The sequence below is a fragment of the Methylobacterium sp. WL19 genome (genome assembly GCF_008040005.1).
Classification (GTDB): domain Bacteria; phylum Pseudomonadota; class Alphaproteobacteria; order Rhizobiales; family Beijerinckiaceae; genus Methylobacterium; species Methylobacterium bullatum.
This window is the reverse complement of the sequence record NZ_VRVC01000030.1, coordinates 1-18,447: the sequence shown is the minus strand read 5'-3', so window position 1 is coordinate 18,447 and position 18,447 is coordinate 1. Positions and strand designations below refer to the sequence as shown.

General features: G+C 65.5%; 14 protein-coding genes, 1 tRNA gene and 1 pseudogene. 11 read left to right on the top strand and 5 right to left on the bottom strand.

The genetic code is table 11. The features are described from left to right. Nucleotides 1-65: 65 nt before the first annotated feature. Nucleotides 66-2,087 (bottom strand): TonB-dependent receptor, encoded by a 2,022-nt coding sequence (locus FV220_RS08415; protein ID WP_147830702.1) that lies wholly within the window; start codon nucleotides 2,085-2,087, stop codon nucleotides 66-68. Nucleotides 2,088-2,546: 459 nt separating this feature from the next. Between FV220_RS08415 and FV220_RS08410 the strand changes: the two genes are divergently transcribed. The 3 genes and pseudogenes from FV220_RS08410 (at nucleotide 2,547) to FV220_RS08400 (ending at nucleotide 5,830) form a co-directional block, all read left to right on the top strand. Further along, a complete protein-coding gene (locus FV220_RS08410; protein WP_147830700.1) occupies nucleotides 2,547-3,401 on the top strand; it encodes an AraC family transcriptional regulator in 855 nt (284 codons plus the stop codon). A 304-nt stretch (nucleotides 3,402-3,705) separates the two neighbouring features. Further along, nucleotides 3,706-4,713 (top strand): AMP-binding protein, encoded by a 1,008-nt coding sequence (locus FV220_RS08405; RefSeq protein WP_147830698.1) that lies wholly within the window; start codon nucleotides 3,706-3,708, stop codon nucleotides 4,711-4,713. A 47-nt stretch (nucleotides 4,714-4,760) separates the two neighbouring features. After that, a pseudogene (locus FV220_RS08400) lies at nucleotides 4,761-5,830 on the top strand (transposase). Nucleotides 5,831-5,974: 144 nt separating this feature from the next. Here FV220_RS08400 and FV220_RS08395 read toward each other — a convergent pair. Next, a tRNA-Arg gene (locus tag FV220_RS08395) sits at nucleotides 5,975-6,051 on the bottom strand. A gap of 210 nt (nucleotides 6,052-6,261) precedes the next feature. Between FV220_RS08395 and FV220_RS08390 the strand changes: the two genes are divergently transcribed. Together FV220_RS08390 and FV220_RS08385 are read left to right on the top strand one after the other, a co-directional pair. Then, nucleotides 6,262-6,552: a hypothetical protein gene (locus tag FV220_RS08390; protein WP_147830696.1), complete on the top strand. Its 291-nt coding sequence runs from the start codon at nucleotides 6,262-6,264 to the stop codon at nucleotides 6,550-6,552. Nucleotides 6,553-6,578: 26 nt separating this feature from the next. After that, the gene (locus tag FV220_RS08385) at nucleotides 6,579-7,529 is read left to right on the top strand and encodes an acetamidase/formamidase family protein (RefSeq protein ID WP_147830694.1); all 951 of its coding nucleotides are present in this window, start codon (nucleotides 6,579-6,581) and stop codon (nucleotides 7,527-7,529) included. Between the two features lie 95 nt (nucleotides 7,530-7,624). Here the strand turns inward: FV220_RS08385 and ybaL are convergent, their stop codons facing one another. Beyond that, nucleotides 7,625-9,451: a YbaL family putative K(+) efflux transporter gene (ybaL, locus tag FV220_RS08380; protein WP_056141015.1), complete on the bottom strand. Its 1,827-nt coding sequence runs from the start codon at nucleotides 9,449-9,451 to the stop codon at nucleotides 7,625-7,627. 291 nt (nucleotides 9,452-9,742) lie between these two features. Here ybaL and FV220_RS08375 point away from each other — a divergent pair, with 291 nt between their 5' ends. Next, nucleotides 9,743-10,915 carry a YihY/virulence factor BrkB family protein gene (locus FV220_RS08375; protein ID WP_147830692.1) on the top strand — a complete coding sequence of 391 codons (1,173 nt, stop codon included), beginning with the start codon at nucleotides 9,743-9,745 and terminating at the stop codon, nucleotides 10,913-10,915. Nucleotides 10,916-10,943: 28 nt separating this feature from the next. On the opposite strand, the gene FV220_RS08370 is transcribed toward FV220_RS08375, so the two are convergent. Beyond that, nucleotides 10,944-12,134 carry a PQQ-dependent sugar dehydrogenase gene (locus FV220_RS08370; protein WP_147830690.1) on the bottom strand — a complete coding sequence of 397 codons (1,191 nt, stop codon included), beginning with the start codon at nucleotides 12,132-12,134 and terminating at the stop codon, nucleotides 10,944-10,946. 128 nt (nucleotides 12,135-12,262) lie between these two features. Between FV220_RS08370 and FV220_RS08365 the strand changes: the two genes are divergently transcribed. The 5 genes from FV220_RS08365 (at nucleotide 12,263) to FV220_RS08340 (ending at nucleotide 17,468) form a co-directional block, all read left to right on the top strand. Further along, nucleotides 12,263-12,577 (top strand): nucleotidyltransferase domain-containing protein, encoded by a 315-nt coding sequence (locus FV220_RS08365; protein WP_246689412.1) that lies wholly within the window; start codon nucleotides 12,263-12,265, stop codon nucleotides 12,575-12,577. Beyond that, nucleotides 12,534-12,920, top strand: coding sequence for a HepT-like ribonuclease domain-containing protein (locus FV220_RS08360; RefSeq protein WP_246689411.1), 387 nt, complete (start codon nucleotides 12,534-12,536; stop codon nucleotides 12,918-12,920). Before FV220_RS08365 ends, FV220_RS08360 begins: the two co-directional genes overlap by 44 nt. Before the next feature lie 43 nt (nucleotides 12,921-12,963). Next, a complete protein-coding gene (polA, locus tag FV220_RS08355; RefSeq protein ID WP_147830687.1) occupies nucleotides 12,964-16,026 on the top strand; it encodes a DNA polymerase I in 3,063 nt (1,020 codons plus the stop codon). 128 nt (nucleotides 16,027-16,154) lie between these two features. Further along, nucleotides 16,155-16,475, top strand: coding sequence for a GIY-YIG nuclease family protein (locus tag FV220_RS08350; protein WP_147830685.1), 321 nt, complete (start codon nucleotides 16,155-16,157; stop codon nucleotides 16,473-16,475). Between the two features lie 270 nt (nucleotides 16,476-16,745). Beyond that, a complete protein-coding gene (locus tag FV220_RS08340; protein WP_147830683.1) occupies nucleotides 16,746-17,468 on the top strand; it encodes a DUF4142 domain-containing protein in 723 nt (240 codons plus the stop codon). A 99-nt stretch (nucleotides 17,469-17,567) separates the two neighbouring features. On the opposite strand, the gene FV220_RS08335 is transcribed toward FV220_RS08340, so the two are convergent. Beyond that, a complete protein-coding gene (locus tag FV220_RS08335) occupies nucleotides 17,568-18,317 on the bottom strand; it encodes a TetR/AcrR family transcriptional regulator (RefSeq protein WP_187273358.1) in 750 nt (249 codons plus the stop codon). Nucleotides 18,318-18,447 lie beyond the last annotated feature (130 nt).

Below are 18,447 nucleotides of genomic sequence, written 5' to 3'. Positions count from 1 at the left end.
GCTACGATCAAGCCGAGCGTACGTCCCTGCGCGGCGACGCCGATGTTGGTTCCGCTGTAGTTAAATTATTGCCGGAGGTAACGCTGGTCGAGCAGGTTCTTCGTCCAAAGCGTGGCGCTCCAGGTCCGGCCTTCGACGCCAAGCCGCGCATCGACGATGTGGGTGTCGGGTTGGCGGTAGCCGTTTTCAGGGGTGAATGAGTAAGTTGTCCGGTAGGCATACTTTACGGTGCCGACAAAATTCATGTCGTCCGTGATGGCGCTGACCCATCTCAAGCCGCCCTCGATGCTGGTTCGTGGCGCATAGGGGAGGGGGTTGCCGGAGTAAGTCTTGCCGAGCACCGTATCCACGAACGTGTCGTATCGCGCGTCGAGGTAGCCGTAACCCGCCGTCACCGTGAGATTGTCGGTCAGGCGCACCCCTCCTTCGACCTCGACGCCTTTGGAGGTCGCCGCCGCCGCGTTGCGGATCACACGCGTGAAGGGGGTCGTGTATAGGGAAGTCTGTAGGTCACTCCAGTCGATGTAGAAGAGTGAGCCGTTCAGGGTATAGCGACCGCCGTGCCACGAGTTCTTGGTGCCGATCTCGTACGAGGTCGTCGTCTCGGGCTGGTAGCGATTGGCGGTGCCGTCGGCCTCGATGTAAGGGCTGACTCCGCCTGCCTTGAAGCCGCGGCTGACCTTGGCGAAGACCTGCTTGTCCTCGGAGAGATGGTAGACCGCCGTCGCTTCCGGCGAGAGGTTGTCGAAGGCACTGTCGGCCGCGATCCGTCCAGGGGAGCCGAACGCGAAGGTTCCGCTCGGGCTCGAGATCTCGGATGTCGTGCTCTTCGTTTCGTGGGTATAGCGCAGGCCTCCGATCAGTTCGAAGCCATTGTCGAAGCGGTAAGCAATCTCTCCGAAGGCGGAGTAGGTATCGGTGTCCTGCTTGAAGACATCGCGGCTCCACAGCTCGCGCGGTACTGTTGCCATGTCGAAGAACTGTGCGGCGTTGAACCGCTCATGCATGTAGAACAGGCCGCCGGTCCAACGAAAGGGACCGGGCAGCGTGGAGGTGAAGCGAAGATCCTGGCTGAATTGCCTCTGCTCCTCCGTCTGTGCCTGGCCGTATAGCGGGGCTGCGGTAAAGTCACCGTCGAGCATCGTGTTGAGGCCGTGCCCACGAAGAGCCGTGATCGACGTGATCCGGAACGCGTCGAAGTCGTGGTCGACGCGGGCGGTGATGCCTCCGATATCGAGTTTGTTGTCGGGTTTGAAGTCGTGCATCGCCCTGTAGCGTTGGGCGAGAGGCAGCGGGGCGTACCAAAGTCCGCCATCGTCACGATTGCGGGAATAGTCGAAAGACAGCCTAAGTTTCGTTGCCTCGCCAAGCGGCCCGGCGATGACGAACCGTGTCGCGAGGGCGTTGACGTCGCTGACATCCTGGCCGTTCGGCAGGTTCCTGATGTACCCATTCTGGCCGGTCCACGCTACGAAACCACGCGCGTTGAAGGCAGACGATCCCACATGCGTATCGAAGCCGGCCTGGAGCCGGCCGCTCGGGTAGCTACCGATCCCCGCCTCTGCCTCGACCCCTGGAACGGTTCCCGGATCCCGTAGGATGATGTTGACGGCACCTCCGATCGTATTCTTGCCGAAGAGTGTCGCCTGAGATCCGCGGATAACCTCGACGTTGCTGACGTCCGTGAGGAACGTCGGGTATCCAAACGGCCGCGCGATGTAGACATTATCTAGAAAGACGCCGACCGAAGGCTGTCTGTCGACACCAGCGTCCAGTCCCGGGGATCCGATGCCGCGGATCGTGAACGGACCGCCCTGTGAACTGAAGATGGCGTTGACGCTACGTTGCGCAACATCGTCCAGGGTATTGACTTTGCCGTATCCAAGATCGCGACTCGCTATGACGGTCGTCGCCGCAGGGAGCTTCTCGATTGCATCCGTCCGCTGATCCGAGGTGACCGTAATCGGATCCAGCGCGACCGAGGCTGTGTCATTTATTCTTGCGTTTTGAGCCGTCGCGTCTTGAGCAGCACAGATGCCAAGAGATACACTGCCGAACATTATAATACTTTTAAGATCGGTTCGCATCTTATGCTCCAGCTTGTCTTTTGCTCCTAGATTGCGTGGCTGGCCTCGACAAGGCTGCGGATGTTCGGGCTTCGGAGTCCTTTGTTCGGGAACCGGATCATTCGCGCGCGATGGGCAAACGGTGAGTGCGGCGCGTCGGTAGGCGCATTGCCTCAGTGCATATCGAACCTGAACGTTCGTCCAGGCTGCGGTGCCGCCGTGACGCACGTTGGAATGCTGAATGGCCGGTAACGGAGGAGGGATCAGCTAAACCCGGAATCGTGGCGACGATGGAGGCCCCTCATCGACGCCAGAGAAGTGGAACAAGTTCGCCTGCACTGAAGGATGGGGCTCCCTCGTAATTGGTTTGCCGGGATGCTGCTGCCATTGGGGAAATGCACAATTCCTGATAGCATAAGTCTCGTATCGGTTAGATTTTATCAAATCTAATTATAATTTTTTGACCGCGAGGAGCCTATAATGGAGGTTGCATCTGCCGGCGGCATCGAGGTGTTTCTTGGTGATCTGAGCGTTTCACGAGATGCGATCTGGGAAAGCGATCTCGGTCGAGGTTACTGGCTCGGCTCCATCCTCGATGGCACGGTGTCGGTCGAGCAGACCCGTTTCGGTCGTACATGCTGGGAGCCGGGTAGCGCCGTGGCCTTCTACACGAGCGAGGCGATCCAGGTGCAGCACCGTGCCTTGAAGGATGGAAATCTCTCGGCCGTTTTCGTGCGGATCCCGGATGCCAGCATCGATGACCTTCTCGGCGAGGACGGTCGTCGCCTCCTTGAGAGTGATCATTCCTGCCGCTCGGATCCGTGCCCGGGTGTCATCAGTGCCATCGCCTGGCAGATGCGCGCCTCCACCCTTACAGGAATAGCACGTCGCTGTTTTCTTGTGGCCAAGGCCCTGGAATGCGTCTCGCAGTCGATCCAGCAAACGCAGAAACGCTGTCCGCTCCGCTCCATCGCCCCACGGGCCTACGCTTGGTCAGCGCGCGACATCGAGCGGTTCTACGAAGCGCGGGCCATCCTGCTCGATGCGCTCGCCTCGCCACCGCCCGTCGCCGAACTGGCTCGCAGTGTCGGTGTGAATGCGCGGAAGCTGTCGGACGGGTTCCGCGATCTCTTCGGGGAGCCGATCTACGCCTTCGTCAAAAACCGCCGCTTCGAAGAGGCGAAACGTATGATCGAGGCCGGCGAGCATTCCATCGGCCATGTCGCGCGAACCATGGGGTATCAGCAGCAACATTTCTCCACTGAATTCCGGCGCCGCTATGGCGTCGCTCCCAAGTCGTTGCGCGCCAAGCAGTCACGCCACACCGAAGATTGATCTTAAACGCGAACAACCGATACCCGATCGCGAACATCCAGGTCGTTGAGGTAAGCAATTTTAGAATATAGTTAGTTCTTATGAAGGCTTCGAAAAAAAGCAAAATTTTTATCTGAGAGGTAAATACAATTCTCATATGATAGTTATATTTTAAAGTATAAACATAACAGTTGAGATTAGCTTCGGCAAATCGGATCGTCAAGCGAGTTGCAAGTGCAGACTGCTGGACACGCATGACCAGCCAACGGTGATCGCCCAGCGGCTACCCGCCCGATGACCACCAAGTCATGGAAATCGACATGATATGATGATCGCTTCCGAGCAGACTTTCCTTCAACCGCCAGAGGTTGTGGAGGCCTACCAGCGACGCGGCTATTGGCAGAAGGAGACGCTGGGCGAATCCCTGCGTCGCTGGTCCGAGGCTTATAAAGACCACGTTGCCTTGACAGATCACCGGGGCGAAATGAGCTTTGCCGCGCTTGATCGGCGCGCTGATCGCCTTGCCGGCGGCCTGCACGAACTCGGCATCACGGCGGGAGACCGCGTGTTGCTTCAACTGCCGAACGGAGCAAACTTCGTCGCGCTCAGCTTCGCTCTGTTCCGGCTCGGCGCACTTCTAATCTTCGTGCTGCCGGCCCAACGCATCAATGATCTCGACGGCTTGCGCCGGAACGCGCAGCCGGTCGCCTATGTCTGCAAGGACCGGTTCCTCGGCTTCGACTACTGCGCGATGGGGGTGGAGTTGGTGGCGCGTCACGCCTGTCTGCGTAACATCATCGTTGACGGCGAAGCTCGCCAGTGTTGCAATCTCGATGGACTCGACGGCGATCCCCCGACGGGTGTTGCTCCGCGTCCCACCGAAATCGCCTGCCTACTGCTGTCCGGCGGCACCACGGGGACACCCAAGCTGATCCCGCGCAGCCATGCCGACTACGCCTACAACGCCCGCGCCTCGGTAGAGCTCTGCGGCTTCTCGTCTGACACAGTCTATCTCACGGCGCTGCCGGCGGCACACAACTTCACCCTGGCATGCCCTGGCATCCTCGGCACGCTGTCCTGCGGCGGCCGGATCGTGATGGCGCGGACTCCGGGCGGGGATGAAACCTTCCCGGTGATCGCTCGGCAGAAGGTAACGGTGACCTCCCTCGTCGCAGCCTTGGTCTCGTTGTGGCTGCAGCAGCGCGAATGGGACGACAGCGATCTATCGAGCCTGCGGCTTCTTCAAGTCGGCGGCGCGCGCCTTTCCCCGGAGGTCGCCCGGCAGATCGGCCCGGCATTAGCACTACTTTGGCAGAGTGACGGAACGATGTAGGATTCTTGCGGATTCGCATGCCACGACGATGTTCGCGGGTGATCGCGATGTCCGGTGCTGGCGGGTGGCGTGACGATCTGGAGCGGTGGCTGCAGCCGTTCCTGGCGGGACTGTCGCATCCGGCACGCCGGGCGATGTGCCCGCTCTACGTGGCCGGGCTGATCGGCTTGGGCGACCGCAAGAGCGTCCAGCCGATGGCGGCGCGGGCTGATGGGGTTCCCTACGATCGGTTGCACCACTTCATCGCGGCCGGGATCTGGGATGAAGCGCCGCTGCAGCAGGCGCTTCTCTGCGAGGCCGATCGCCTGGCCGGCGGTCCAGCGCGCGGCCCGCACCAAGCTGGAGATCGCGGTTGCGGAGATCGACCGGGTCCGAGCGGGTGGCGTACGCTTCGGCTGCGTGCTGGCGGATGCGGGTTACGGCTGCTCCGCCCCGTTCCGGCAGGCCCTGAGCGAGCGCGGCTTGAGATGGGCCATAGGGATTTCGGGACGCAGCAAGGTCTACCCGGCCGACGTAGCGATGATCGTCCCCGTCGCGGAGCGGGGGCGACCCCGCCAGCATCACGTGCCGGATCAGGTCTCGGTCTCGGCCGAGACGATCCTGGCGGACATGACCGGCCGATCCGTGACGTGGCGACACTGCCCCAAAGGGCGACTGCGAGCTCGCTTCTGTGGGCTGCGCGTCCGGATGGCCGATGGGCCGACGCAGCGGATCGGCACTTGAGGCAACCAGCACCTGCCCGGGGAAGCTGTCTGGCTGGTGCGTGAGGAGCGTAGCTCGGGCGAGCGCAAGTTCTACCTCTCGAACCTGCCGGCCGATGCGACCCTCAAGCAGCTCGCCGTGATGATCAAGGCGCGCTGGATCTGCGAGCAGGCGCATCAGCAGATGAAGGAGGAGCTCGGCCTCGACCACTTCGAGGGCGGCTCGTGGACCGGGCTGCATCGACACGCCCTGATGACGATGATCGCCTACGCCTTCCTTCAGTCCCTACGTCTCGCAGCGGCGGGGCGGAAAAGAGAATCGCCCGCCCACCACCCCAGCCCTCGATGCCGGCGACCCGACAGGCCATCCTGGATCATTTCAGCTGGCCACCACCGCGGCGATGCCCGCACTGTGATGCCGTACTCCACCGGCCTCCCTGAAATCAGTCTGCCAAAGTAGAGCTAGTCAAGGGATACGCTGATTCGCGTATCTTGCTTCCGCATCGCTTCCACAGACCCACAAGGGCCTCGGTAAAAGTCAGCTAAGTCATTGAATTTATTGGCGCACCCGACACGATTCGAACGTGTGACCTTTGCCTTCGGAGGGCAACGCTCTATCCAGCTGAGCTACGGGTGCTGACCGTGGACGACACCTAACCCAAGCCGTGGCTGCGCGCAACAATGTCGTTGGCCATGGGACATTCGAAGCGATGCCCGGGCGGCCAGGGGATGTCGCCAAGCTGCCGATGTTCGGCAACGATACGGGGCTCGGCGGCAATCAATACCGGCATGAGCAGGCTTCCCCTCCTGTCCGGCCATCCCGTCGACGCGGTCATCGCGGGCGGGCGTGGCCGGGCGCATCGGCTGGCGCAGACTCGCCTGCCGGGACGACGCGGCAGGCCGCCATCGCCCGCACGCACAGGCAGCCATTCCCGCCTTATCCTCTTTGAGCGAGGGCATCCGGCCCTCCGTCGTCTCGACGATCGAGAGCCGGATCACTCTGGTCTTCGTGGAGCAGTACCGCAAATCTGCGCTCCGGCTCGCCGATTGCTTCGTCGTGCTCTCACGCGGCTTGGTCGAACGGGGCACGCGGGAGAGCTTGGACCACGCCGCCCTCGCCCGGCACATCGCCGTCTGACCATCAGATCTCCGAAAGGCTCCCTCATGTCGACGCATCACGAGATTCCCGCGACACCCGACACGATGGTGCTCGGCTATTTCGACGCCGCTCTGCCGCCGGTCCTGGAGATCGAATCCGGCGATACCGTCACGCTCCACTCGTTTCCGGCCGGCGGCAAGGAATCGCTCCATCCCGATCCGGCCAGGGTGCCGGCCGATTATCTCGCGGCCCTCGACACGCTGGCCTCCGGCCCCGGACCGCATTTCGTGACCGGCCCGGTCCATGTCCGCGGGGCCGAACCCGGCGACGTGCTCCAGGTCGACATCCTCGATCTGAAATTCCGCATGGATTGGGGCTTCGTGGCGATCCTGCCTCTGCTCGGCACCCTGCCGGACGAGTTCACCGACTACGAGACGATCCATCCCGACATCGACGTCGCCCGCGGCGTCGCGATCCTGCCCTGGGGCGCCGAGCTGCCCCTCGATCCGTTCTTCGGGATCATGGGCACGGCGCCTCCCGCCGCCTGGGGGAGGGTCGGCTCTCCGGTCCCCCGCGCCTTCGGCGGAAACATGGACAACAAGGAGCTCAAGGTCGGCACTGCGCTCTATCTGCCCGTCTTCAATCCCGGCGCCGGATTCTATGCCGGGGACGGCCACGGCGTGCAGGGCGACGGCGAGGTCTGCATCACGGCCCTCGAGACGGGGCTTTCGGGCACCTTCCGGCTCACCGTGCGCAAGGATCTCGGCTATGGGTGGCCCTTCGCCGAGACGCCCACCGATCTCATGACGATCGGCCTGCATGAGAGCCTCGACGATGCCATGCGCCAGGCGGTGCGCGAGATGGTCCGTCACGTCTGCGCACGCAGCGGACTGACCCGCAATCAGGCCTACATGCTGTGCTCGTTGGCCGGCAATCTGCGCATCACGCAGACGGTCGACGGCAACAAGGGCGTCCACATGCTGCTGCCGAAAAGCGCCTTGTCCGCGCCGGGCTGAGCCGCAGATGAGCGCGCCCCTCGAGGTCGGTTCACCGGTCGGGATGTCGCCGCCGGCGCGCTCCCGTCGCAGAGCCGACGGGAGGAGCCGCGCGCCTACCCCTTCCCCTCCACCACGTCCGATTTGTGCGGGCGCAGTTCCGGCGCGCCCTGGTCGATTTCGGCCTCCACGGGGGCCGAGCGGCTTTCCACGCGGGTGCTGTCGACGAAGATGCGCGCTTCGCCCTCCTTCAGCCCGAGGCTGCGCAGGGCGTAGAGCGTCATCCCGTAGGCGAGTTCGCGCTCGGCCATGAGGACGAGGCCGACGCGCTGCTCCTCGAAATAGTGGCGCTCGCCATCGTTGTGGGTGCGCACCAGCGTGTCGATGCCGGGATTGGCCTCGCGGGCGAGTTCGACGAGGCGCCGCGCCGTATGCGGTTCGGGCGACGCGATCACGATGAGCTTCGCCTGTCCGATATCGGCGGCTTCGAGGATGCCGGGCGCGGTGGCGTCCCCGAACACCGCCTCGACGCCGTCCTTGCGCAGGTCGAGGACGCGGCGGCGGTCGCGGTCGATCACGAGGTAGGGCATGTCCCAGGTGGCGAAGGCGTTGGCGATGGTGCTGCCGACACGGCCGTAGCCGATGACGATGGCGTGGCCGCGATGGGGTTTGGCCTCCTCGGTGACGGCCATCGCCGCAGCACCTCGCCGCTCGAACCGTGCGGCGAGGTCCGGCCGCTCGGCGAAGAAGCGCGTCGCCCGGTCGGCCAGCACGAAGAACAGCGGGTTGAGGGTGATGGAGAGGATGGCGCCGCCGAGGATGAGATCGCGCCCCTCGGTGGGGAGCAGCTTCAGCGAGAGCCCGAGGCTGACGAGGATGAACGAGAACTCGCCGATCTGCGCCAGACTTGCCGCGATGGTGAGGGCCGTGCCGATGGGATGCTTGAAGGCCAGCACGATGGCCACGGCGGCAAGCGATTTGCCGAGGAGGATGATGCCGAGGACCGCGAGGACCGAGAGCGGTTCGCGCAGGAGGATGCCGGGGTCGAACAGCATGCCCACGGAGACGAAGAACAGAACCGCGAAGGCATCCTGCAGCGGCAGGGAATCGGCGGCCGCCTGATGGCTGAGGTCGGATTCGGCCAGCACCATGCCGGCGAAGAAGGCGCCCAGCGCGAAGGAGACCCCGAAGAGCTCGGCCGATCCGAAGGCGATGCCCAGCGCCAAGGCGAGGACCGCCAGGGTGAAGAGCTCACGCGAGCCGGTGCGGGCCGCCTGATCGAGGAGCCAGGGCACCACGCGGCGCCCGCCCACCAGCATCACCAGGGCGAACACCGCGACCTTGGCCAGCGTCAGCGCCAGGGTGAGCCAGATGTTGCCATCGGCGACATGGTGGGCCGCGCCGTCGCCGGTTCCCCCGAGGGACGGCGCGAGGGCGGGGAGCAGGACCAAGGCGAGGACCATGGCGAGATCCTCGACGATGAGCCACCCCACCGCGATGCGGCCCTTGTCGCTGTCGAGGAGCCGACGCTCCTCCAGCGCCCGCAGCAGCACCACGGTACTCGCCACCGACAAGGCGAGGCCGAAGACGAGGCCGGCACCGATCCCCCAGCCCCAGAGATGCGCCAGCAGGCCGCCCATGGCGGTAGCGGCCACGATCTGCACGATGGCCCCCGGCAGGGCGATGGTGCGCACCGCCATCAGGTCCTTGATCGAGAAGTGCAGGCCAACGCCGAACATCAGCAGGATCACGCCGATCTCGGCGAGCTGACTCGCGAGCTGGCTGTTGCCGACGAAGCCGGGCGTGTACGGCCCCACGAGCACGCCCGCGAGGAGATAACCGACCAGGGGAGGCAGCCGCAGGCGTTGGGCCAACATCCCGCAGGCGAAGGCCAACACGAGACCGAGGGCGATGATGGCAATCAGCTCTGTCGCGTGCGGCACGGGGCGGTCGTGTCCTCGTTTGGAAAATTTCGCGAAAACGGTGAGGGCAACGGCGGCCGAGGGCAAGCGCCGAATGGCGGCTCGTAACCGCAGACGGGTTGGCAGTCCGTGCCTGGGAGCACGCACCGTGCCGAACGGCGCTCCGGCGGTTCCCCCGCGGTCTTCTCTGTACGCTGCAAGACCGTTCTATGCCCTGACGGACCGTCGGGGGCGCTGCATGAAACCCTCCGCCTGCCGGAAGGTTGTCGAAGGGAATTGTATTCACTTTCCGCTCCACAGGACGAACCGCCGATGGCCGAACCACATCACGAACCGGCGGGAGCGGCGGGCTCTGCACAAGCGGGCTCCACCCTATGGACGCTGGGGCTCGTAACCGCGCTCGTCGGTCTCGTCGTCCTGCCGAGGAAGGGCACGCGGCCATCCTCGTCCGGATCATTGTCGGACACGTCTCCATCCGCCCCGCGCACGAGCGAGCCCTCCCCCTCCCATGAGGGGCAGGCCGCCAAGCGTGCCGCCAGGACCGAGACCGAACGCGGGCGGCAGGCATCCAAGCCTTCGGAAATCCCGGCCAAAGGCTGGAAGGATATCGGCCTGCGGGTCTTCCACGATGTCGGCGAGAACAACCTCGTCTCAGTGGCGGCGGGAGTGACCTTCTACGTCCTCCTGGCGATCTTCCCGGCCATCGCGGCTCTGGTCTCCTGCTACGGGCTGGTGGCGGATGTGGCGACCATCAACGATCATCTCCGGACGCTCCAGGGCGTCATCCCGTCCGGTGCCCTCGACATCATCGGCGAGCAGGTGAAGCGCATCGCGGAGAAGGGTGACACCACTTTGGGTCTCACCTTCTTCACCGGCCTCGGCCTCTCGATCTGGAGCGCCAACGGTGGGATGAAAGCGGTCTTCCAGGCGCTCAACATCGTCTACGAGGAGCGTGAGACCCGAAACTTCTTCTGGCTCAACCTGCGCTCGCTCGCCTTTACCGCGGGCGCCCTGCTGTTCATCGTGCTGGCGCTGGTGAGCATCGTCGTGGTGCCGGCGGTGATCAACGTCGTCGGTCTCAGCGCGGAGGCCTGGTACATCTCGCTCCTGCGCTGGCCGGTGCTGCTGCTGGCGGTGCTGACCGGCCTCGCCCTGCTCTACCGCTACGGCCCGAGCCGGGATGCGCCGCGCTGGCGCTGGGTGACCTGGGGCAGCGCCATCGCCGGCGTGTTCTGGCTCGCGGGCTCGTTGGGCTTTTCCTGGTACGTCTCGAATTTCGGCAAGTACAACGAGACCTACGGCTCTCTCGGCGCCGTCGTCGGCTTCATGACCTGGATCTGGATCTCGACCACGATCGTGCTCCTCGGCGCCGAGATCAACGCCGAGATGGAGCACCAGACCGAGATCGACACCACGGTGGGACGCGAACAGCCGCTCGGCACCCGCGACGCTCGCATGGCCGACACGGTGGGCGCCGCGCGCTGAACGGCACCCATATGCCCCCTCGGCCGGATCAGCCCTTGTAGCTGATCCGGTAGACGATGCCGTGCTGGTCGTCGCCGAGATAGAGGCTTCCGTCCTTGCCCACCGCCAGACCGAAAGGCCGGGCGAAGCGCGACCAGCCGCTCGGGCCACCCTCGGTGAGGAAGCCCGAGACGAACGGCATGATCGACGTCGGGCGGCCCTTTTCGAAGTGCACGCGCAGGACCTCGTAGCCGCTCGGCGGCTTGCGGTTCCAAGAGCCGTGCATGGTGACGAAGGCGTCGCCCTTGTATTCGGCCGGGAACTGCGCGCCGTCGTAGAAGGCGAACTGCATCGAGGAGGCGTGGGCCGTCCAGGTGAGCACCGGCCGTTCGCTGTCCTTGTCCCACTGCTCCAGGGAGCTTTTGGGGACCTCGCGGTAGAGGTTCTTGATGCCGGCGCCGAAGATGTAGGGCCAGCCGTACTTCTTGCCCGGCTCGATCCGGTTCAGCTCCTCCGGCGTCTCGTTGTCTCCGAGCCAGTCGACGCCGTCGTCCCAGCCGTAGAGGGCCTTCGTCCCGGGCTCCCAGGCGAAACCGATGGTGTTGCGAAGTCCCGAGGCGACGATCTCCCGGCCCGACCCGTCCGGCTTCATGCGCACCATGGTGGCGTTCTCGGGGTTGCGCTCCTCGCATTCGTTGCAGGTGGAACCGAGGCTCGCATAGAGCCAGCCGTCCGGCCCGAAGCCGATGGTGCGGTTCGGGTGCTGGCCGGCATCGGGCAAGTCGGAGACGAGCCTCGTCTCGGGGCCGAGACTGCCATCGGCCTTCACTGGCGCGGAGAAGATCTCCTTCACCGTCACGTAGAACAGGGTGCCATCATGGATGGCGAGGCCGTGCACGTCCGACTTCTTCAGGACGACCTGCCGCTTTGACGCGTCGGCTGCATCGATCCGGGTGACCGTGCCGGCATCGCGGTCGCTGACGTAGAGCGCCCCGTCGGGGGCCACGACGATGACGCGCGGCGCGCCGAGATCGCGGGCGAAGGCCTCGATCCTGAATCCTGCGGGGAGTTTCAGGGCGGCGATCCGCTCCGGTGTCGCCTCGAGTGGTGCGGCCTTGACGACATGGGCCTCGATCGTCGCGGTGCCGGGGTTCTGGAGCGCCTGAGCGAGGACCGGCAGCGGGGCGGCGGAGAGGGCGAGAGTCAGGGCGAGATGCGCCGGGCGGCGGATCTGAATCATGTGGGACACTATCCGGGGCTAGGAGGGATGCATCGGGAACGCGGACCCGGAATCGGCCGTTCCGGCACGCGACACTTGCACTCGTTCTCTCGCGCGACCGCTCGCAGCCTCTTCAGCAAAGCCTGGTCTTGCGCTATCGTCGCCGCATGGATTCTAGGACGGCCATCGGTATCCTTCGTGCACATGAAGGCGAGTTGCAGCGGCGCGGCGTTCGTCACGCCGCTCTATTCGGCTCTGTCGCGCGCGGCGAGAGCCATGCCGGAAGCGATATCGATGTGATGATCGAAATCGACGAGACGACGATCCGCAGCGTTTACGATTATGTCGGCGTGATCGACTTCATCGGCGAGCTTTTCCCGATCTCCGTCGACGTGTCCAACAAGGACATGCTCAAGCCGCATGTTCGCCCTGCGGCGGAACGCGACGCCATCCATGCTTTCTGAGCGCGGCCGACGCGCGCTTCTCGGGATCGTGGAGAACATCGAGGCGGCACAGGATTTCGTCGTCGGATTACGCCTCGATGAGTTTTCGACCGACCGGCGTAATCTTTATGCCGTCACGCGCTGTCTGGAGATCGTCTCCGAGGCGAGCCGCCGCGTCGATGCGGGGACGCGAGAACGGCATCCGCACATCGCTTGGCGGCAGATCGCCAACGCAGGCAATGTTTATCGCCACGAATACGATATCGTATCGCCCGGCATGATCTGGCGGACCGTCCAGGAGGACCTTCCGGACCTCCTGATCGTCTGCGGGGCCGAGCTGACGCGATCGCCCGGCGGGTCATGACGGGTCCGGCGACCACCTTCCCTTTCTCCCACACGATTGCGCAATGACCAGCACGCCGACTTCTCCCTCCGCCCCCGTCGGCCCCGGCGATCAAATCATCCTGGTGGACGGGTCGTCCTTCATCTTCCGGGCCTACTTCCAGTCGATCAACCAGGACCAGAAGTACAACACCCGCCCCTCGGACGGCCTGCCCACGGGGGCGGTCCGGCTGTTCTGCACCAAGATTGCCCAGTTCGTTCAGGACGGGGCGGCGGGGATCAAGCCGACGCATCTGGCCATCGTGTTTGACAAGTCGGAGGGGTCGTTCCGCAAGGAGCTCTTCCCCGACTACAAGGGCCACCGCCCCGACGCGCCCGACGACCTGAAGCGCCAGATGCCGCTGATGCGCGAGGCCGTGCGCGCCTTCGGCCTCCAGCCCATCGAGTTGGAGCGCTACGAGGCCGACGACCTCATCGCCACCTATTCGCGCCAGGCCGAAGCGCGGGGCGCCGGCGTCATCATCGTGTCCTCCGACAAGGACCTGATGCAGCTCGTCGGGCCGCTGGTGCGGTTCTACGATTTCGAATCCGGTGTGAAGGGCAAGCCCGGCCACCGGCCCGAGCGTAACCTCGACCTCGACGCCATCATCGCCAAGTGGGAAGGCCTGCAGCCGAACCAGATCGGCGACGCCCTGGCACTCATCGGCGACACGTCCGACAACGTGCCCGGCGTGCCCGGCATCGGACTCAAGACGGCCGCCGCGCTCATCAAGGAATACGGCAGCCTCGACGCGCTGTTGGAACGGGCGGGCGAGATCAAGCAGCCCAAGCGCCGCGAGACCCTGCTCGCCAGCATCGATCAGGCGAAGCTCTCGCGCCGGCTGGTGGCGCTCGTCGAGGACGTGCCGCTCCCCGTGGCCCTCGACGACCTGCGCCTGCCGGCCCCCGACCCGCAGAAGCTCGTCGGCTTCCTCAAGGCGATGGAGTTCAACACCCTCACCCGCCGCATCGCCTCGATGCTGCATGTGGACCCCGAGGCGGTGAAGCCCGACCCCGCCCTGCTGCCCGGCTCGGACGGGGCCGAGGCACCGCCGTTCGAGGGAGGGGCTGGGAGCGGCGAGGTCGACCCCTTCGCCAATCTGAACCTGCCGGAGGGCGGGCCGAAGCCGCGCGGCCCCGCCGAGGCGACGCCCTCCTCCCTCGTCGCCACCCGTGCAACGGAGGGGACGAACCCCATCGACACCACGGGTTACGAGACGATCACCAGCCTCGCTCAATTGGAGGCCTGGATCGCCGAGGCGCGCGAGGCCGGGGTGGTGGCGGTGGATACCGAGACCGACTCTCTCGACGCCAACAACGCCGCCCTCGTCGGCGTCTCCCTGGCGGTGGCGCCGGGGCGGGCGGCCTACATCCCCCTCGCCCATCTGGAGCCGGTGGCGGCGTCCGAGGCGAGCGACCTGTTCGGCGATGCCAAGGCGGCCACGGGGCAGTTCAGCCCGGTCACGGGCCAGATCCCGATCGATGCCGCCCTGACGGCGTTGAGGCCGCTCCTCGAGGATCCGGGCGTCCTGAAGGTCGGCCAGAACATCAAGTACGACTGGCTGGTGTTCCGGCGCCAGAGCGTCGCCATCGAGATCGCCCCCTTCGACGACACGATGCTGATCTCCTACGTGCTCGATGCCGGCAAGGGCGGGCACGGCATGGACGAGCTCGCCCGCCGCCATCTCGGCCACCAGCCGATCAGCTTCTCGGACGTGGCCGGCACCGGCAAGGGCAAGATCACCTTCGACAAAGTGCCGCTCGACAAGGCCACCGCCTACGCCGCCGAGGATGCGGACGTGACGCTGCGCCTGTGGCGGATGATGAAGCCGCGCCTCGTCGCCGAGCGCCGAGTGACGGTCTACGAGACCCTGGAGCGCCCCCTCATCCCGGTCATCGCCCGGATGGAAGCGGCGGGTATCCGCGTCGACCGCAACATGCTGAGCCGGCTCTCGGGCGACTTCTCGCAGATCCTCGTCCGGCTGGAGGAGGAGATTCAGGAGGATGCCGGCGAGCGCTTCCAGGTCTCCTCGCCGAAACAGATCGGCGACATCCTGTTCGGCAAGATGGGCCTGCCCGGCGCCAAGAAGACACCGTCCGGCCAATGGGCCACGCCCGCCACCCTGCTGGAGGAACTGGCCCAGGCCGGGCACGAACTACCCAAAAAGATCTTGGAATGGCGCCAGCTCGCCAAGCTGAAATCCACCTACACGGATTCGCTGCAGCAGCATGCCGACCGGGAGACGGACCGCGTCCACACCTCGTTCTCGCTGGCGGCCACCACCACCGGCCGGCTCTCGTCCTCGGAGCCGAACCTGCAGAACATCCCGATCCGCACCGAGGAGGGCCGGCGCATCCGCCGTGCCTTCGTGGCGCCGGAAGGCAGGAAGCTCATCTCGGCCGATTACAGCCAGATCGAGCTGCGCATCCTGGCTCACATCGCCGATATCCCGCAGCTGCGCCAGGCCTTCGAGGACGGCGTCGACATCCATGCCGCCACCGCCAGCGCCATGTTCGGCGTGCCCTTGAAGGACATGACCTCGGACCTGCGCCGGCGCGCCAAGACGATCAATTTCGGCATCATCTACGGCATCTCGGCCTTCGGTCTCGCCGACCGCCTCGGCATCGGCCGCGAGGAGGCATCCGCCTTCATCAAGCAGTATTTCGAGCGCTTCCCCGGCATCCGCGCCTATATCGACGACACCAAGAAGCTCTGCCGCGACATGGGCTACGTCACCACCCTGTTCGGCCGCGTCTGCCACTATCCGCAGATCCGCTCGAACAACCCGAACGAGCGCGCCTCGGTGGAACGCCAGGCGATCAACGCCCCGATCCAGGGCTCGGCCGCCGACATCATCCGCCGGGCCATGACCAGGATGGAAGAGGCGCTGCGGGCGGAAAAACTCAACGTGACCATGCTGCTGCAGGTGCACGACGAACTGGTCTTCGAGGCCCCCGAGGACGAGGTGGAGAAGGCCCTGCCGGTGATCCGCCGGGTGATGGTCGAGGCGCCCTCCCCGGCGCTGACCTTACGCGTGCCGCTGGTGGTGGAGGCGCAGGCGGCAGGGAACTGGGAGGAGGCGCATTGAGCGTTGTGCTGCTCTCTCACCTTATCCCAAGGCGGAGGCCTCCAGTTCGCTCAGCGTGTTCTGGAGCCCTCCTTCGAGGCCCGCTACCGCGGGCACCTCAGGATGAGGTGGTTGGATAGGAGTTCGGGATGGCCGCCTTTGCCTACATCCTGCGCTGTGCCGACGGCAGTTACTACGTCGGATCGGCTCGCGGTGAGACCCTGGACAAGCGGCTCGGCGAGCATCACGCCGGGACGTTCCAAGGGTACACAAGCAAGCGCCGTCCCGTGGTCCTTGTCTATGCCGAGGAGTTCGAACGGGTCACCGAGGCGATTGCCTTCGAGCGTCAGGTAAAAGGCTGGAGCCGGGCAAAGAAGGAAGCGCTCATCGCCAGTGATTGGGACGCATTGAAGTACCTTTCGAAACGTCCCGCCGCTCAACATTTGCCCGACCCACCCGCCTCATCCTGAGGTGCCGGAGCGTAGCGGAGGCCTCGAAGGAGGCTTCCAGAAACCACTGCGATCCCTGGCCCCCTCCTTCTGGGCCGCTTCGCGGTGCCTCAGGATGAGGTGATCGGGAAGGAGGGCGAACGAGCGCCATGTCACAAATAGGTGAAGCATACCGCATCGCACCACAGCCATGCCCTCCAAGCAGGAACCGCCACGTTAACGAAACGTTCATGCCGGACGAAACGTTCGTTCAACCAAACGCCGTAAAGGCGTGTGAGGACAACCTCCGCCATGATCAACACCAAGCTTTTCGTCGCCCTCGGCTTCACCGTCGCGGCGATCACGACCCCGGCCCTCGCGCAGGAGCCCCTCGGTATCCGCGTCGCTCCCCAGTTCGACGCCAACGCCCCCGAGGCCCGCGACACCTCCTCGTTCCGCGCCGCCGCCCTGCGCTCGGATGCCGTGAGCATCGAGTCGAGCCGCATCGCCCTGGAGCGCTCTCGCAACCCGAACGTCCGCAACTACGCCAAGAACGTGCTGGTCGAGCGTGAGGCCACCACCAAGGCACTGCTGCCCGAGGGCACCTCGCTGACTGCCGGCGGCACCGTCGTCTCCGACAGCCAGCCCTTCGAGACCCGCTTCGACAATCCGGTCGGCGTCGTCCTCGCCCCGGTGACGATCTCGGCCACCATCGCCTCGCGGATCGTCGGCGGCGTGCTCGGCGGCGTCGGCATCATCGACAACACCCCTGGCGAGCCCGGCCGCCGCGTCGCCATCGGCCCTGACGGTCAGGCCCGGATCGACCGCCTGAAGAATGCCCGCACCGGCCGTGAGTTCGACCGCACCTTCGTGCAGCAGCAGGCCCGCTCGGATGCCCGCACCCTCGGCCTCTACGAGTCCTACTCGCGCAACGGCGACAACGCCCAGGGCCGCGAGTTTGCCAACCAGGCGCTCCCCTACATTGCCAACCAGCACGGCCACTCGGCGGTCCTGGCCAACCGCATCGGCGGGTGATCGACTAGCCTGACATGGAAAGGGCCGCCCGATGGGGCGGCCCTTTTCGTTTGGACCCAATCCACCCTCTCCCCTCTGCGGGAGAGGGAAAGCGTTCTGTCACACCGTCTGCTGGTCGACCTCGTCCTCGGGACGCGTGCCCCGGCGCCGGCGGGCGCCGCGATCGAGGAGCGAGCGGCCCAGGGCGCGGAACGGCGCGGTGAGGCGGCGGGCGTCTTCGGCGCGCTCCATGAAGCGCTCGCCGTTGCGGATCTCCTTGTCGAGCCGGGCCATGGTGCGGGCGAGGGCCGGATCGTCGTCGTCGAGCCAGACTTCCACCGTGCGGGCGAAGGCGATGACCACGCCCTGAAGCTTGATCCGGCCGAGCGGCCCCTCGGTATCGATACCGGCGGCCGCCAGCATGAAGCGGTGGGAGTTCAGCGCCACACCGTTCAGGGCGACAAGGGAAAGCGGATCGCCACGCAACGCATAGGAAATCCGGCGCAGGGCGTCCTTGTAGGGCGTCATCGCATCGAGCCGGCGCATGAGCACGTCGAACAGACGCTCGCGGGTGGGCTCCTCGGCGAGGTCGGAGGAATCGCCCTCCAACACCTTGCGGTCGATGATCCGCGACAGGCCGCCCAGCACGGCCCCCTTGGAGGAGAACAGCTCTCGGAACTCGGCCAGCGACAGGCCGGCCTCACGGGCGATGTCACCGATCTCGATGTCGTTCCAGGGCTGCACGGCGGCAAGCCGCATCAGGGCCTCGACGGCGGCCTCGCGCGGGGATTGCCGCGGGGCGGCGACGGCGATGTCGGTCCCAGCGGTCTCGTCACCGCCCTCGGGCTTCGCACCTGTGGTGTTTGCCATGGTCGTTCGATCCTCGTGTCTGTTCCCTACCATGTAGGTTGCGCAGGCGGATCGGTTAGGGGCGGCTCAGCCGGAGAGCTCGCCGGCCCGCACCGCCGCCGCGGCGACCGCTTCGCGCATCAGGTCCGGC

Coding starts and splice junctions, on each gene's coding strand:
- FV220_RS08415 (WP_147830702.1), bottom strand. CDS start 2,087: ATGCGAACCGATCTTAAAAGTATTATAATGTTCGGCAGTGTATCTCTT.
- FV220_RS08410 (WP_147830700.1), top strand. CDS start 2,547: ATGGAGGTTGCATCTGCCGGCGGCATCGAGGTGTTTCTTGGTGATCTG.
- FV220_RS08405 (WP_147830698.1), top strand. CDS start 3,706: ATGATGATCGCTTCCGAGCAGACTTTCCTTCAACCGCCAGAGGTTGTG.
- FV220_RS08385 (WP_147830694.1), top strand. CDS start 6,579: ATGTCGACGCATCACGAGATTCCCGCGACACCCGACACGATGGTGCTC.
- FV220_RS08375 (WP_147830692.1), top strand. CDS start 9,743: ATGGCCGAACCACATCACGAACCGGCGGGAGCGGCGGGCTCTGCACAA.
- FV220_RS08370 (WP_147830690.1), bottom strand. CDS start 12,134: ATGATTCAGATCCGCCGCCCGGCGCATCTCGCCCTGACTCTCGCCCTC.
- FV220_RS08360 (WP_246689411.1), top strand. CDS start 12,534: ATGTTCGCCCTGCGGCGGAACGCGACGCCATCCATGCTTTCTGAGCGC.
- polA (WP_147830687.1), top strand. CDS start 12,964: ATGACCAGCACGCCGACTTCTCCCTCCGCCCCCGTCGGCCCCGGCGAT.
- FV220_RS08350 (WP_147830685.1), top strand. CDS start 16,155: ATGGCCGCCTTTGCCTACATCCTGCGCTGTGCCGACGGCAGTTACTAC.
- FV220_RS08340 (WP_147830683.1), top strand. CDS start 16,746: ATGATCAACACCAAGCTTTTCGTCGCCCTCGGCTTCACCGTCGCGGCG.
- FV220_RS08335 (WP_187273358.1), bottom strand. CDS start 18,317: ATGGCAAACACCACAGGTGCGAAGCCCGAGGGCGGTGACGAGACCGCT.